At 71.0% G+C, this 13,619-nt stretch carries 14 protein-coding genes; 6 read left to right on the top strand and 8 right to left on the bottom strand.

The features are described 5' to 3' along the window. The coding region (locus ACGFI8_RS29275; protein ID WP_392809763.1) for a hypothetical protein at positions 1–589 on the bottom strand (589 nt) is incomplete at its 3' end. Positions 590–1,031: 442 nt separating this feature from the next. On the opposite strand from ACGFI8_RS29275, the gene ACGFI8_RS29270 reads away from it, so the two are divergent. Beyond that, positions 1,032–1,589 carry a hypothetical protein gene (locus tag ACGFI8_RS29270; RefSeq protein ID WP_392809761.1) on the top strand — a complete coding sequence of 186 codons (558 nt, stop codon included), beginning with the start codon at positions 1,032–1,034 and terminating at the stop codon, positions 1,587–1,589. A gap of 106 nt (positions 1,590–1,695) precedes the next feature. After that, positions 1,696–1,947: a hypothetical protein gene (locus tag ACGFI8_RS29265; RefSeq protein WP_392809758.1), complete on the top strand. Its 252-nt coding sequence runs from the start codon at positions 1,696–1,698 to the stop codon at positions 1,945–1,947. A gap of 182 nt (positions 1,948–2,129) precedes the next feature. Here ACGFI8_RS29265 and ACGFI8_RS29260 read toward each other — a convergent pair whose 3' ends face one another. Further along, positions 2,130–5,861: a helix-turn-helix domain-containing protein gene (locus ACGFI8_RS29260; RefSeq protein WP_392809755.1), complete on the bottom strand. Its 3,732-nt coding sequence runs from the start codon at positions 5,859–5,861 to the stop codon at positions 2,130–2,132. Positions 5,862–6,080: 219 nt separating this feature from the next. Here ACGFI8_RS29260 and ACGFI8_RS29255 point away from each other — a divergent pair, with 219 nt between their 5' ends. Further along, positions 6,081–6,734, top strand: a complete 654-nt coding sequence (locus ACGFI8_RS29255) for a methyltransferase domain-containing protein (RefSeq protein WP_392809752.1) — start codon at positions 6,081–6,083, stop codon at positions 6,732–6,734. Between the two features lie 168 nt (positions 6,735–6,902). Further along, positions 6,903–7,145: a hypothetical protein gene (locus tag ACGFI8_RS29250; protein WP_392809749.1), complete on the top strand. Its 243-nt coding sequence runs from the start codon at positions 6,903–6,905 to the stop codon at positions 7,143–7,145. 40 nt (positions 7,146–7,185) lie between these two features. On the opposite strand, the gene ACGFI8_RS29245 is transcribed toward ACGFI8_RS29250, so the two are convergent. Then, positions 7,186–7,407: a hypothetical protein gene (locus ACGFI8_RS29245; protein WP_392809746.1), complete on the bottom strand. Its 222-nt coding sequence runs from the start codon at positions 7,405–7,407 to the stop codon at positions 7,186–7,188. Next, positions 7,350–7,844 (bottom strand): hypothetical protein, encoded by a 495-nt coding sequence (locus ACGFI8_RS29240; RefSeq protein ID WP_392809744.1) that lies wholly within the window; start codon positions 7,842–7,844, stop codon positions 7,350–7,352. Before ACGFI8_RS29240 ends, ACGFI8_RS29245 begins: the two co-directional genes overlap by 58 nt. An 18-nt stretch (positions 7,845–7,862) precedes the next feature. Here ACGFI8_RS29240 and ACGFI8_RS29235 point away from each other — a divergent pair, with 18 nt between their 5' ends. Continuing rightward, positions 7,863–8,231 carry a hypothetical protein gene (locus ACGFI8_RS29235; protein ID WP_392809742.1) on the top strand — a complete coding sequence of 123 codons (369 nt, stop codon included), beginning with the start codon at positions 7,863–7,865 and terminating at the stop codon, positions 8,229–8,231. A 190-nt stretch (positions 8,232–8,421) separates the two neighbouring features. Here ACGFI8_RS29235 and ACGFI8_RS29230 read toward each other — a convergent pair whose 3' ends face one another. The 3 genes from ACGFI8_RS29230 to ACGFI8_RS29220 form a co-directional block, all read right to left on the bottom strand. Then, positions 8,422–10,650 (bottom strand): hypothetical protein, encoded by a 2,229-nt coding sequence (locus ACGFI8_RS29230; protein ID WP_392809739.1) that lies wholly within the window; start codon positions 10,648–10,650, stop codon positions 8,422–8,424. Positions 10,651–10,652: 2 nt separating this feature from the next. Further along, positions 10,653–10,988: a helix-turn-helix domain-containing protein gene (locus ACGFI8_RS29225; protein WP_392809737.1), complete on the bottom strand. Its 336-nt coding sequence runs from the start codon at positions 10,986–10,988 to the stop codon at positions 10,653–10,655. 260 nt (positions 10,989–11,248) lie between these two features. After that, entirely contained in the window at positions 11,249–11,926 is a 678-nt protein-coding gene (locus ACGFI8_RS29220) for a site-specific integrase (protein ID WP_392809735.1), read from the bottom strand. Between the two features lie 659 nt (positions 11,927–12,585). On the opposite strand from ACGFI8_RS29220, the gene ACGFI8_RS29215 reads away from it, so the two are divergent. Further along, the gene (locus ACGFI8_RS29215) at positions 12,586–13,098 is read left to right on the top strand and encodes a hypothetical protein (RefSeq protein ID WP_392809733.1); all 513 of its coding nucleotides are present in this window, start codon (positions 12,586–12,588) and stop codon (positions 13,096–13,098) included. Positions 13,099–13,130: 32 nt separating this feature from the next. On the opposite strand, the gene ACGFI8_RS29210 is transcribed toward ACGFI8_RS29215, so the two are convergent. Then, positions 13,131–13,301, bottom strand: coding sequence for a hypothetical protein (locus tag ACGFI8_RS29210; protein ID WP_392809731.1), 171 nt, complete (start codon positions 13,299–13,301; stop codon positions 13,131–13,133). Between the last annotated feature and the right edge of the window lie 318 nt (positions 13,302–13,619).

Here is a 13,619-nt window from a genome sequence, read left to right as displayed (position 1 = left end):
CGGCGGTCAGGTCCCACACCCGCACCGTCCCATCGAAGCCGCCGGCGATCACCGCGACCGGGCGCCCGTCGGGCAGGGTCACCGCCGCGACCGCGAACACGCCGCCGGTGCCTCGAGCAAGGATCTCGCTGACCTGGCGAGGCTGGCGAGCCCAGCGCGTCAACCACACCCGGTCCGACGACACTGCGGTCATGAGGTCCGGTGGCGCCGATCCGGTCTGGTCCCACGCCGCCAAGGTGAATGCCAGCGCATCGAGGTTGGCGGCCGGGCAGTCCCAGCGCCAGGCGTGGGCGATATGCCGCCACGCCCGCCACAGCGCCACCCCGGCCGATGTGTGCCATGTGGGGGTAAGACCACGGAGCCGTGGGGCGTCTACGTAGGGCAGGAAACGCGGTGTCAGGATGCGTTCGTCGAGGACGCCGCCCGCTGCGGCGTGTTCCACCAGGTGCCGCCGGACATAGGCAGCCGGCGTGGCGCCGCTCGCACCTGACCGATTGCTCAGCAGCCCTGCCAGAGCGTCGGTGATGCGCACCTGCACTTCGCTGGTCGGATCGGCGTCCTGACCACGCGCCATTCCGGTACGGGCCATGTCCCAGCACGAGTCCTTCCTCAATGAACGGCGTTGCTCGCATAACCCTTCACCATTGTGGTGACCGTGAGCAATCTTCCGATCGGCTACATGTCACCGCTCAGCGGGCGATCTGGGCCCAGTCGCCTCGGCGAGCCAGTAGCCGATGGGTCGATGGGAGTCGCTCGACCGTGGCGACCCCTCCGTACACGTCGCGACCGTACGAGGTCACCCAACCGCACCCCATCCGGCCAACCGGCCGGTGGGAACAATCCAGCGACCCGCCGACGTCAGATAGCTGTCGACCGGGATCGCGCCGCCGCCACTCATCTGCCGGGTATCGCCGTTACCGTGGACGCGCCCGCAGGGCCGACCGGCCGATGGATGCGTGACCGAGTGGTGCGGCACTGGTGGAACAACGCCTGGGGACGGCTCAACCGTCGTGACGTGTTCATCCGCACCGATGGCGAGACCTTCGAACTGGAGCTGCAGCTCGGCGGCGCCGACGGCCGGCCGCCGTGGCGGCGGTTTCCGACGCTGGACGTGGCGCTACGCCGCCGGCGACTGCGTCCACACCTACCACCGGCTCCTCGACCAGCACGTCTACCTGCCCCTCGGTAGCACCGCCGACAAACAGGGCCGCGTCGCCGGCACCAACGCCCTCGGCGGCATCGCCGTCGCCGGGTCCCTCGGCACGCAGGCGGTCAAGGTCTTCGACCGAGTCGTGGCTGGCACCGGCCTGCGCGACACCACCGCCCCCGCCGCCGAGTACGACCCGCTCACCGTCGAGGTCATCGCCGACAACCACAAGGCGTACTACCCGGGCGCTACCCCGATCCGCATCCGCCTCACCGGCGGCCGCACGACCGGCCGACTCCTCGGCGCGCAACTGCTCGGCCAGAGCAAGCGAGGGAAACGTAGGCGATGGTACTGCGGCATCCGCCGCCGTACCGCGTCCGCGCCGCCGCCACTGTACGGTTCGCCCATTACTCAAAGCGGCAACTCGACACTGTTTGGGTGACGGGTTTCCGACGCCCAGCCGGCCACGAGCTGTTGATTCGCGGGATGGGCCGTTCGATCTCGGATGTGTCGGCGCTGTCGGGTCGCGGCGATCCCGTGGCCAGCGTATGTTCCTCGGCACCGCCGTCCGGTGCGCCCTGCAGCACCACCCCGTCTACGCCGCCCGCCACGCCCAACTCACCGGTACACCTACTCCGTCGCGCACGAGTGGCTGGTTCGCGCGCACGTTCCGGCCCGCGCCGGCCCGCCTCGACGTGCCGGTCGACGCCTACGCGTCGGCGCCGTGGTCTGCCGGTGAGCGGCTCACGCGGTACGGCCTCAACCTCGTGCTGCTCGCGATCGCAATGGTCTCCTCGTAGAGTGACTGCAGGCATTTCCGACGTGGCCTGAGGAGGTGGCGAACCTTCCGTAAGGTTCGGCAAGCTCCCGCGCATTGCCCAGCGGCGACAAGAGGTGAAAGGACCGACCTCCACCTGACCACCCGCAAGAACCTGGTCTGCGGCGGAGCCGGCCCGAGCAACCTCCGCCTGACAGGTTGGTCTCATGGGCACAGGGATCGGTACGCGGCGCCAGGGATGTAGCGGCCCCACTCCACCGCGGTGATCGGGGTGCCCGCCGTGGCGCAGATCCAGGAGGCCACTCGGTCCGGATCTGGGTTCCACAGGCGGACGGAGCCGTCTGCGCCCGCTGCCGCCAGCACGCGGCCGTCGGGAGCGTAGGCGGTGGTGTACAGCGCCGTCCGTGGGCGGGTGAGTGCGGCGTAGGGCGTTGGGTCGCCGCGCGGTCCGGTCTGCCACAGCCACAGCGTGCCGTCGCCCACTGCGGCGGCGAGATGCCGGCCGTCCGGGCTGTAGGTCAGCCAGTACACGTAGCTGGTCGGGCCGCGGAGGACTTCTCCCACCGGCCGAGGGTGGCCGTCGACGGACAGGTCCCAGAAACGGATCGTCGTGTCGGCGCTGCCGACCGCGAGGGTCCGCCCGTCCGGGGTGAAGGCGACGCTGTAGGCGTAGCCGTCGAATCCGCCGAGGGCGGGGCCGAATTCGACCGGGTGGCGGGTGTCGGTGAGGTTCCACACGCGAGCGTGGCCGTCGGTGTCGGCGGAGGCCAGAAGATGGCCGGCGCGGCTGAAGGCGATCGCCATGACCTGGCCCGCGGCGTTCAAAACAGCGGCCGGGGCGTCAGTCGCGGCCTCGCGGTCCCATAGGTACACGCGGCCGTCGTCGCCCCCTGCGGCGAGCAGTTGCCCGTCCGGGCTGAAGACGACGGACTCGACGAGATCCGTCGGTCCGTGCAGGAGCCGACCGGCTCCCGGGCGGGCCGGGTCGGTGACATCCCACAGCTGTACCGCGCCGGTGTGGGTGCCGGCGGCGAGGGTGACGCCCCTGGGGTCGATCGCTGCGGCGGCCGAGTAGGCAGGTGCGCCCGCCGGGGTGCGGATCGGGGGGCCTGCGCGGCGGGGTCCTCGCGGCGCTGTGACGTCCCACAGTTGCAGGGTGCCGTCGTGGCTGGCCGTGACGAGGGTGCGGCCGTCGTCGCTGAACCCGGTGTTGAAGATCGCGTCGGTGCCGCTGGCGACGGGGCCGGGCACCGTCCACAGCCGCAGGATGCCGTCGGTGCCGGCGGTGAGCAGCGTGTCCTGGTCGCGGTAGCTGACCGCGGTGACCGGGGTCGGGTGGGGCAGGGTCAGGGTGGTTGCGGAGGTGGCGGTGTCCCAGATCGTCACGGTCTTGTCGGAGCTGCCGGCGGCGACGCTGGTGCCGTCCGGGCTGAAGGCGACGCTGTTGATCCACGTGTTCGGGCCCGTCAGCGGATTGCCCCGCGGGCTGGGCCGGCCGGGATCGCGCACGTCCCATAGCCGGACGCGGGCGTCTTTGCCGCCGCTGGCCAGGGTGGCCCCGTCGGCGGCGAACGCCAGAGCGAATACCGTTCCGTCGGCGGCGGCGGCGGCGCCGGCGGCCGGGCCGGTCGGCGATTGCGCGTCGGTGCGGTACAGCTCGACGCGGCCGGTGCTGCCGCCGCCGGCGAGCACGCTGCCGCCAGGGGCATATGCCAGCGCGTGCACCTCACCGACGCCGGTCGTCAGCGGCGGCAGTGATCGCGGGCGGTGCGGGTCCTTGATTGCCCAGCGCCAGATGTGGCCGTCGTGGCTACCCGCGACGAGATGTTCACCCGCCGGGTCGAAGGCGAGGGCGTACACCGTCGATGCCGGCCCGGTCAGCGGGTCGCCGATCCGGATCGGCCGGCCCGGGTCGAGCAGGTCCCACAGTGTGATCGTGGCGTCGGCGCCGGCCGCTGCCAGGATGCGGCCGTCGGGGCTGAACGCCAGCGCGAACAGCGGCCGTGTGGACGCGGTCACCGCCGCCCGGGCGACGGGCGCACGGCTCGGGTCGGCGGCGTCCCAGAGCCGGATCACGCCGTCCAGCCCGGTAGCGGCCAGCAGCCTGCCTCCTGGGCTGTACTGGGCCGCCTGCAGGGCGCGGGGGGAGCTCAGCAGCCTGGTTACCGTGGGTTCGACGGGCGCGTCGAGCAGGCTGGAGCGGGCCTCGGTCGTCGGCGAGATCCGGTATGCGGCGAGACTGAGCTGCTTGGCCAGCGCGGGGTCGGAGTCGCGCAGCCGCTGAGCCTGCCCGGCGACAAGCCGGGAGATCGCCCGGTCGCGTTCGGCGACGGCCGACTGCCGCTGGCTGAACCCGTATCCGGCGGCCGTGACGGCCGTGACCAGCAGGGCCACGAGCGCGGCGACGACGCTGTAGAGGCGGCGGGTGCGCCGGTGCGCGTGGCCGGTGCTGGCCGCCAGGAACTCGGTGACCAGCGGTGACGCCTCGACGGCGTGCGCTCGATGCCACTCCTGGGCCGCGGCGAGCCGCCCGCCCTGGTAGAGGGCGGCCCGGTCCCGGTCGTCGTCGCGCCATTGGCCGGCGGCCACGGCCAGTTGCTGGCCGACGACCAGGCCGGCGCGGTCTTCGTCGATCCAGGACCGCAGCGTCGGCCATGCGTGCAGGAGCGCGTCGTGGGTGATCTCGACGGCCACGAGGTCGACGGTGATCAGCCGCTGGTCGACAAAGGCGTCCAGCACCTGCTGCAGATCGGCGCGGTCCCTGGCCGGAAACGATGCGAGCAGTTCATCGCCGGCGATGCGGCGGCGCGTGTCTGCGGCATCTGTACCAACGTGCACCAGCCGTAGGAACAGGCGGCGCGCGAGCTCGCGCCGGTGTTCGGTCAGGCCACCGTACGCCTGGTCGGCGCTCGCCGCGACGCCGCCGACGACACCGCCCGAGGCCTGATATGCCTCGATCGTCATCCGGCCGTTCGGCGAGTTCGCCCATGTCTGGTACAGGGCATGCGCCAGCAGCGGCAGCACGTTGCCGCCGGAAGGCCCAGCCGCCTCGGCCTGGCCCGGGACGATGTCGCGCATCAGCAGCTCCACCAGCCCGTCATCGAGCTCGACGCCGGCCCGGCGAGCGGGGGCGGTGATGACCTCGCGCAGCTGCGCCTCGGTCATCGGGCCGACGGTCAGCTGACGGTCGCCCGTCGCCGCGAGCAGCTGGGGGTGGGCCAAGAGCTGCGGGTAGAAATCTGCCCGAACCCCGAGCACGACCAGGGCGCCGCTGGCTGCCCGGGCGCAGAGCTCGTTGACGAAGGTGCGCTGCTCGTCCGGCGCGGCGGCGAAGACCTGCTCCAGCTGGTCAACGATGATGACCTTGGCGTCCGGGCCGACCTGGCTGCGCAGGCTGGCCACCGGCGCCTCGCCCGGGACGATCAGCGCTACCGGCCGGTCGGCCAGGGCCGGGATCAGGCCGGCTCGCAGCAACGACGACTTGCCGGAGCCGGATGCTCCCACGACCAGCTGCAGGCCGCCGCCGGCCTGGTCGAGTGCCGCCATCCTTTCGACGAGGGCGGCGACCTGCTCGTCGCGTCCGAAGAACCACTCGGCATCGCTGGGCTGGAACGACGACAGGCCGCGGTAGGGCTCGGGGCCGGCGGCCCGGCGACCGGAGGGCCGCCGCACGGACCGCCACGCGGTCAGCCAGCGTTCGATCTCCTCGTCGTCGGTAACCCCGCACGCCCGCAGGACGTCGACGAACATCGGTCGGGAGGATGTCGACGGCATGGCCCGCCCGGCGAACCAATCGCCAATTGTGCTATGCCCGCCGACCACCGCCACCCTGGCGGCCAGCTTCCGCACCGTCAGCCCAGCAGCGTCGCGCAACGACGACAGCTCCCGGGCGAAGTCCGCGCGCGACGTGATCGGCCCCGGGCGTCCATCGGTCATGGCCTATTTCTAGCGGCGTCCGGCGCCGTACGGCCGAGTACGTCCGATACAAGACCCTGTACGGATCCGTCCGGACGATAGCCCGCGGCCTGGTCAGGACCCGTCGCCCGTTGCGACCCTCGATGCGCCGGCCACACCTACGGCGCGGCCCCGGAGTCCGTTACCCAAGAAAAGCGGGCACTCCGGCGGCATCACCCACAACTCCCTGAAAGGGCATCCATGACCAAAGACTGGGTCCGGTGGCACCAGGACTACGACAACCCGAGCTCGTGGTTGGCGAAGAGGCTGGAAATTGTCCAACACAACCTCTGGCGAGCTTTGGACGACGCCCCTTACGACCCCGACGGCACCCGCCGCCTGATCAGTATCTGCTCCGGAGAGGGGCGCGATGTGCTACCCGTGCTAGCCAAACACGACAGCGGCCGTAGCGTGCGGGCGTTGCTAGTCGAACTCGACCCGACCCTGTCGCAACGCGCCCGCGCAACGGCCGCCGACCTCGGACTGCCGGGAGTCGAGGTAGCAACTGCCGACGCGGGAACAATCGACGTGTACCTTGGCGCCGGACCCGCCCAGGTGATCATCGCATGCGGCGTCTTTGGCAACATCTCGTCCGAAGACATTCAGCGAACCATCGCCACTCTGCCGGCGCTCCTGGCTCCGGGCGGCATCGTCATCTGGAACCGCGGCCTGCTCGAAAACGGCGACGACCCAAGCCTCGAGGTACGAACGTGGTTCGACGAACACGGCTTCGCGGAGCTGTCCTTCACCAGCCCAGCCGGGTCCAGGAACAGGGTAGGCATGCATCAACTCTCTATTCACCCAGCGGAAACACCCTCAGCCGCCCCGGGCATGCGGATGTTCGCCTTCTGCTAACGGGTAGGTCAAACGTGCATCAGTCGTCCCACAGGACCATGCGATCGATTCCCCGGGACCCGTCGCCCGTTGCGACCCTGGATGCGCCGGCCATGCCTTCGGCACGGCTCCCGGAGTCCGCTACCCATCTCGACCTCGTTCGAACGTAGGTTCGACTATGCTCCTGGGATGCGTGACCGAGTGGTGCGGCACTGGTGGAACAACGCCTGGGGACGGCTCAACCGTCGTGACGTGTTCATCCGCACCGATGGCGAGACCTTCGAACTGGAGCTGCGGCTCGGCGGCGCCGACAGCCGGCCGCCGTGGCGGCGGTTTCCGACGCTGGACGTGGCGCTCGAGGAAGCCGCGAACCGCATGGCGGCGGACCAGCGGTGGTCTGACATCACTGGTGCGCACACTCGCCGGACGTGATGGCCGGGCGTTGGCGTGAGTGCTGCGGTACGACGTCCAGCTACGCATGAGCGCCGCCGGCGTGGGGCAGCCCCAGCATGATCGGCCCCGGCGTCCGCAACTGATCGAGCCGGGCCAGCTTGTCACGGGCTGCGCTCAGCGTGGCGGTGAGGCCCTGCACCTCGCCGCGCCAGCCCTCGCGTTCCGCCTCGGCGATCCGGTCGGTCAGGTTGGCGCAGATGTCGGCGAGCCGGTCGCGTTGTGCAGGATCGGGCCGAAGCATCGGGCAGCGCAGGCGTGCTCGTGCGTGCACGGGCTCGCGTAGACGCGGCCGCAGGTGCCGAGTGCGACCTTACGCAGTTCGAAGTGGCCGAGGAAGTCGGTCCATTCCTGCTCGGTCGGGGTGCGGTACTCCTCGGCCGGGCGTACGGAGCGGCGCCGGGCCAGGAAGGCGCGGTGGGCGTTGATCGCGTCGGCGGGGTAGACGGCCTCTGGCGGAGTCGGGTATTCCAACTGTCCGAATGCCCGCCTTGGGGGTCGGAGTCCGGAGGCGATGGCTTCGGTGACGAACATGCGCCGGAAGTCGTGCGGGGTCAGCGTCAGCGGGGCGCCGTCGGCGTCGACCGCGCCGAGCCCGGCGATCGCTTCATGCAGTAACTGCCGGATGGCGTGCCGGCCGAACGGCCGCCGCTGTGACCCGACTCTGCGCTGGAACAGCACCGGCCGGGGTGTACTCCAGTGGCGTTCGGACTCGTCGTAGGCGACCAGCTGCGGTATCGACCCGTCGGCGAGCCGGACTCGGGCGACGACGGCGGCCAGGGTGTCGGCGAGCTCTGGATCGATGAGTACAGCCGCTCCGTGTCGGTTTTGGATGGGATGATGTGCAGCAACGGCACGACCTCGCCGGTGTCCGGCAGCCGGTACTGCACGAAACTGTGGTGGGACAGTTCCAGCAGCTCCTCGCAGCGGATGCCGGTGTGCCTGTTCTGTGCCATGTCGACGGTTCGCCGTGGAATGGTACGTGTGTTCGATTATGCTGATCGGGGTGCATACCGAGACCGTCCGCCACTGGTGGAATGGCACCTGGGGGCGGTTGAACCGCCGTGACGCCTACGTCCGCACGGACGGCGTGACGTTCGAGGTTGAGGTCCGCCAGGGCGGCGCGAGCGGCCGGCGCTGGCGTCGCGAGTTCGCGTCGCTGCCGGATGCGCTCGAGGAGGCGCAGCTGCACCTCGCTGCCGATCAGGCGTGGAAGGATCTGACCGCGGCCCACCAGCTGCGCACCCGCTCCGCTGACCTAGCGGGGGCCGGTGAGACGATGCGGGTGGGCGGCGCGCAGGTACCGCATGGCGGTGCCGGCCTCGATGCCGAAGAGGTGGATCAGCCGGACCGGGTCGGCGGTGACGGCGGCCTCGTGCAGGATGCGGTCGGTGCGCAGACCGGTGGGGTGCACGCCGAGGCGACGCAGCGGGACGAACAGGACCGCGTTGGTCACGGGAGGGTGGCGGCGGTCGTGGGCGGTGCGGCCGGTGATAATCAGGTGCGGGTTGGCGCTGGTCGGCCAGCGTCTGCGCCGTTCCTGCAACCAGACCGTGGCGATACGGTGGGTGACGCGGTCGAGGTAGACGATGCGGTCGCCGCCGGGCCGGTGCACGGTGATCCGGCCGCGGGCGAAGTCCACGTCGGCGAGGCGGAGATGGCGCAGCTCGGCCGGGGTGAGGGCGTGCACGGCCAGCAGTGCGACACACAGCTGCACCCGGGCGGCGTTGCCGGCGTCTAGGAGTCCGGCAAGCCGGTCCGACGGCAGCGGCTTGGGCAGGGGCGTGCGGTCGCCCACGCGAATCCGGCGGGCTGGGTCGCGGAACACGACCCGTTCCTGGCGCAGCGCCCCGAAGAGGCTGCGCAGCGCCGTGGCCGCACCATGGCCGCGCTGCCGAGGCAGGGCATGCAGGGCAGCGACGATGTCGTCGTGCGTGACCTCGCGCAGGGTCGTGAACTCATCGCCCCAGGTGGCGAGGATTGGCACGAGCAGGTGCAGGTAACGGCGGATGGTGATCGGCGCGAGCGGCGGCCGCGGTCGCTGGCCGCGCCCGCGCAGCGCGGCGACCCACCGGCGGACCTCCCCGGCGAACGAGGCCGGGACTTCGGCGAGCATCCGTTCAACGGCGCGTGTGTCGGCGCACGGCCGGGGCGTGGCCAGGTACAGCGCCTGCCCGGTCAGGAACTGGGTGAGCCGGTACAGCGACGGCCGCCAGGTGAGATGGCGCAGGCCGGCCAGGTCCAGGTCGGTGAACGGCACGTCCGCGCCGAGCCAGCCCACCGCCAGCCGCAGCGCGGCCCGGCACGGGATGTGGACGTCATAGCTCCACAGCTGGTGCCGCCAATGCTGCTCGAAACGGTCCATCAGCCGCCGAGCCGCGTCCGTCAGCGCCGGCTGCGGCGCGCGGGCGGCGGTCCGCCACTCGCGTGGCCCGTCGTAGAGGACAAGCTGGCTCGGATCCAGCAGGTGCCGGCTCACCGGCAGCTCGCCGCCGCCCGGTGAGGTGACTCGCGAGCGGTACGGCGGTTCTCGGTCGGGCCGATATCCGAGGACGCCCGCGTGGGTGAAGACTCTCGGGGCGAGCGTCCCGCCGAGCCACAACTGCGTGGCCACCGCGCCGCCGTCCGCTGCGGCGTGCCAGCGCAGGTCGACACGGCAGCGTCGGCACCCGTCGTGGTCAAGGTGCACGTTGTCCTGCCCGCACCGCGGGCATCGGCCCACGGCGGGCCAACTCTTTCGCCAGACCGTGCAGGCAGCGCAGGTCGTCTCGAATCCCCACGACGAGCAGTCCGTGCAACTGCGTGCGACCGCCGGTCGCCGCGCCAGCGCTGCATCGAACGGCCGGCACGGCACGAGCAGCCCCACACCGCGAAGGATCACGGCGATCCGATGCCGGCAGCGCGGCAGCGCTGCCAGCCACGCCTCGTCTACCGCGGCGGCGCCCTCGGAGTCGCGCACAGCGAGGATCAACCGCAGCAAGTCGCGCAGCAGCCGCACCGGCAGCGTCGGCTCGACCTCGGCGTGGACCCGCAAGACCTCCAACGCCTGGTCGAGGTCCGCAATGTTACGCCCGGCGATGCGACGCGCGTGTTCCCGCCGGAGTCGGCGGAACCGGCCAGCGGGGAACAGCGCCAACTGGCCGCGGACCGCGGGCGGGCAGACCGCCGGGTCGTCGATCGCAGCGCAGTGCGGCGGCGGGCGTCTGAGCTTGATCCTCTTGGCCAGGCCTGGGCCGACCAGCGCCAGCTGCGGCGGGTCGTACTGCCTGGCCGCTGCGTCCGTCGTGCCGGTGCTCAGCACCGCCACCGTGCACACGCGGCATTCCCGGCTCGGGTTGACCAGCGCCTCGTGCCCGCATAGCCGGCAGGTACCCCGGGGCAACCCCACGCGGCGCCAGCTGGTGCACGGCAGGCAATGGGTCGGGCCCAGCAGCCAGCCCCAGCCCAGACACTGCCGGCACTGCCCGACCTGCCAGTTCTTCGCCACGGCTAACTGGGCGGCAGCAGCGGGCCACGGCCGGCTCGGCGCCGCGGAACCGGCCGCACCTGCGCGGCCGTGCCCGCGGCGTCCGCGACCAGGGCTGGCTCGCCCACCGGTGGCGCATCCGCGAGGGGCTCCGCCTCCAACAGGTCGCCGACCGTGCACTGCAACGCCGCGCAGATCCGGTCCAGGTCGTCGAGACGCACCGAGATCGGCTGGCCGCTCCACAGCGCGGCCACCTTGCTCAACGAGGCGTCAAACCCGACATCCAGGAACGCCTTGCGCAGATCGTTCGGCCGCCAGATGCCGCGCTGCGCCGCCGCCCACCGCAGGTTCCACTTCACTGCAGCCTCCCAGTGTTGCCCAGCAGCCGCTGCACCGCCCGGTCCGCCGCCTCGAGCGCGGCCTGTTCCGGATCGCCGTGCGCGGTCGCCTCTGGCGGAGTCGGGTATTCCAACTGTCCGAATGCCCGCCTTGGGGGTCGGAGTCCAGCCCCGACAAGCCTTTCCCCTCCTCGATGCGCTTGAAGAGTGCTCACCAGCGGCCTTGCCTATCTGACGGGCAGATCCTGCATCAGATGGGATCTCGTGATGGCTCGCCCTGCTCACAGGGCCGCATCCCAGAGCCCCTGGAAGCTATTCCGACGCCAAGGCGACCAGCCGACCTGCGGTTTCTCGTTCGTCTGATGCAATTCCCGAGGGTTCAGGTATCGCACCGTCGTGGTCGTCCACTCATGGCCGAGCAACTTCTGCACCTCCCATAGCGACATCCCCGCCTCGTAGTTGTGCGTCGCGCACGCATGCCGCAGCAGATGCGGGAATAGCGCCCCGCCCGGCGCCGGCAGGAACCGCTCACCCGCCGCCTTCAGCGCCCGCCGGAACGTCCCCGGAACCACCGCCAGCCCCGGCGCATCGATGCCCAGCGACAACGCCACCGGCGAGAGCCGCTCCGACGGCCACAACGGCGCATCCGGATGCTCGACATCGTCCGGGAACAGCCCCCGGACCTCCTCCACGTACCACCACAACAACGACCGGCCCTCAGCGAACAGGTACCCCAGCCGCTCGCGAGGGCCCGAGCCGCGCGCCGCCTTGCCCTGCACCAGAAACCGGCCCCACTGCCCGGACTCCCAGTGCACATCGGCGAGCCGGACCGCGCACAACTCCGCCGCCCGCACCCCCGACACGTACGCGATCTTCGCCATCACGTAGTCCCGACACGCCACCAACGGTTTGCGCGCTTCGGGCAGGGACGCCCGCCACGCTACGAAGAACTCCTGCATCGCCCGCCGTGATGGTGGCACCCGCAACCCGAAGTCCCCGCGATGCCGCGGCCGGTTGAACCGGTCGACCGGCGACTCGACTGCTACCCCGAACCGCCGTGCGAGCTCGCCCGCGTACCGCCTGCTCCAAGAACGCGAAATACCCGTCGATCGCATTCAGCTTCCGCCGCACCGTTGACGTCGACCGCCGGCCAGCACCGGTGAAATACCGATCCAGATCCCGAGCCGTCAGGCGCCACGGCACCACCGCCAGCTGCTCGCACACCTCAACGACCGGCCGAAGCAGCTTCTCAAGCGTTGAGGGGGCCAGCCCGGCCACATCCCGAGCCCACTGGTACTCCGCAAGTGTGTCCAGGAACAGCGCCTGTTCGTCGCCACCTCCGTCTGTGCGGCGGCGGTCCAGCGTCAGCACATCCGCAAGCCCAGGCGGGGACGCTGCGATGCCGGCGGCCACAGGCAACGTCGGCACCGCCGACAGCACACGGGTGCCGGATTTCGCCACTCACTCATCGAATCCGCGAAAAGCTCCTGAAATCCAGGAGTAGTTCGCGGATTTCACTCGTTGGGAGGACGCGTTTCAACCACATGGATGACCTGCATAGACGTCGGGAGTTGCCGATCGTAGCCGGGAGGAACCCGCACGGACTCCAGCAGCGCTGGTGCCGCAGGCCGGGGCGGCGTGGGCGGCGGCGGTCAGCGCGCTCATCGACGGCGTCGACCTGGTGGTCGTCGGCACGCCCGGTGCGGTGCAGGACGGTGTCGCCCGGCGGCTGATGGCGCGGGCGCGGCAGCGGCGGTGCGTGCTGGTGCCGACGCAGCCGTGGCCGGGTTGCCAGCTGGTGGTCCGCAGTTCGCAGATCACCTGGGCCGGCCTCGGGCACGGCCGTGGCCGGCTGCGGCTGCAGGAGACGACGGTGACCGCCGCAGTGCGGGGTCGTTCCGAACAGCCCCGCACGACCCTGCTGCGGCTACCGCCACCGTCGATCGTGAAGCGGGTCGGACCCTCAGCTAGTGGTATCGCGGGCATCCCGGAGGACTGGATCAGGAACCCGGACCGCACGCACGGCGCACCGCCCGGCGCGGTACCGGTAGCCCGGCCGGTCGCCGAGGACCCGTGGGCGGCGCACCTGCGCGAGGACACCGCTTTGTGGCAGGGCCGGCGGGCGGGTTGACGCCGCGCCGGGCATTGCTCGCGGCCCCGGGGTTACGCGGCTGGGTGGATCTCGGTGAGGTCGACGCCGGCGGCGGCCAGGGTTCGGTGGGCTTCGGCGATGTCGAGGCCGCCGACGACCGCGTCACCGTGCACAACTCGGCACCACTCGATGCCGCCACGCTGCAGGATCTCGATCCGCCACGCACAGTCCGAGGTCTGCATCTCGGTCGCCTTGAGGCGCCGCTGCCGTGCCGATTGTCAGTCTGTGTTCACGCGAGTGGGGCGGCGGCGCTCGAAGTGCCGCCGGGTGCTGGGGCGTAGCCAGTTCAGCAGGCGCCGTCCTCGGATGCGCCGCCAATTCAACGCGGTACTCCAAACTGCGACGCAAGTTGTTAGCCCTTGGCGGCATAGTGCAACCTGCACGGCGGCGAGACGTCCGCACGACGCCTTTCCGTAGCGACATGCGCACATTGGTAGCACACAATGTGACGACGTCTAGTCATCGCAAATCGATCAAACGTCTATTCCGGCACGCGTGAT

The organism is Dactylosporangium sp. NPDC048998, assembly GCF_043197855.1.
In the GTDB taxonomy this organism is placed as follows: Bacteria; Actinomycetota; Actinomycetes; order Mycobacteriales; family Micromonosporaceae; genus Dactylosporangium.
Note: the sequence above shows the minus strand (reverse complement) of the source record. Positions and strands in the feature narration are given on the sequence as shown.

Excerpts from the sequence above, each read along its gene's own strand:
- ACGFI8_RS29270 (WP_392809761.1), top strand. The coding sequence starts at position 1,032 with ATGGCGAGACCTTCGAACTGGAGCTGCAGCTCGGCGGCGCCGACGGCC.
- ACGFI8_RS29265 (WP_392809758.1), top strand. The coding sequence starts at position 1,696 with ATGTTCCTCGGCACCGCCGTCCGGTGCGCCCTGCAGCACCACCCCGTC.
- ACGFI8_RS29260 (WP_392809755.1), bottom strand. The coding sequence starts at position 5,861 with ATGACCGATGGACGCCCGGGGCCGATCACGTCGCGCGCGGACTTCGCC.
- ACGFI8_RS29255 (WP_392809752.1), top strand. The coding sequence starts at position 6,081 with ATGACCAAAGACTGGGTCCGGTGGCACCAGGACTACGACAACCCGAGC.
- ACGFI8_RS29250 (WP_392809749.1), top strand. The coding sequence starts at position 6,903 with ATGCGTGACCGAGTGGTGCGGCACTGGTGGAACAACGCCTGGGGACGG.
- ACGFI8_RS29245 (WP_392809746.1), bottom strand. The coding sequence starts at position 7,407 with ATGCTTCGGCCCGATCCTGCACAACGCGACCGGCTCGCCGACATCTGC.
- ACGFI8_RS29220 (WP_392809735.1), bottom strand. The coding sequence starts at position 11,926 with ATGCAGGAGTTCTTCGTAGCGTGGCGGGCGTCCCTGCCCGAAGCGCGC.
- ACGFI8_RS29210 (WP_392809731.1), bottom strand. The coding sequence starts at position 13,301 with ATGCAGACCTCGGACTGTGCGTGGCGGATCGAGATCCTGCAGCGTGGC.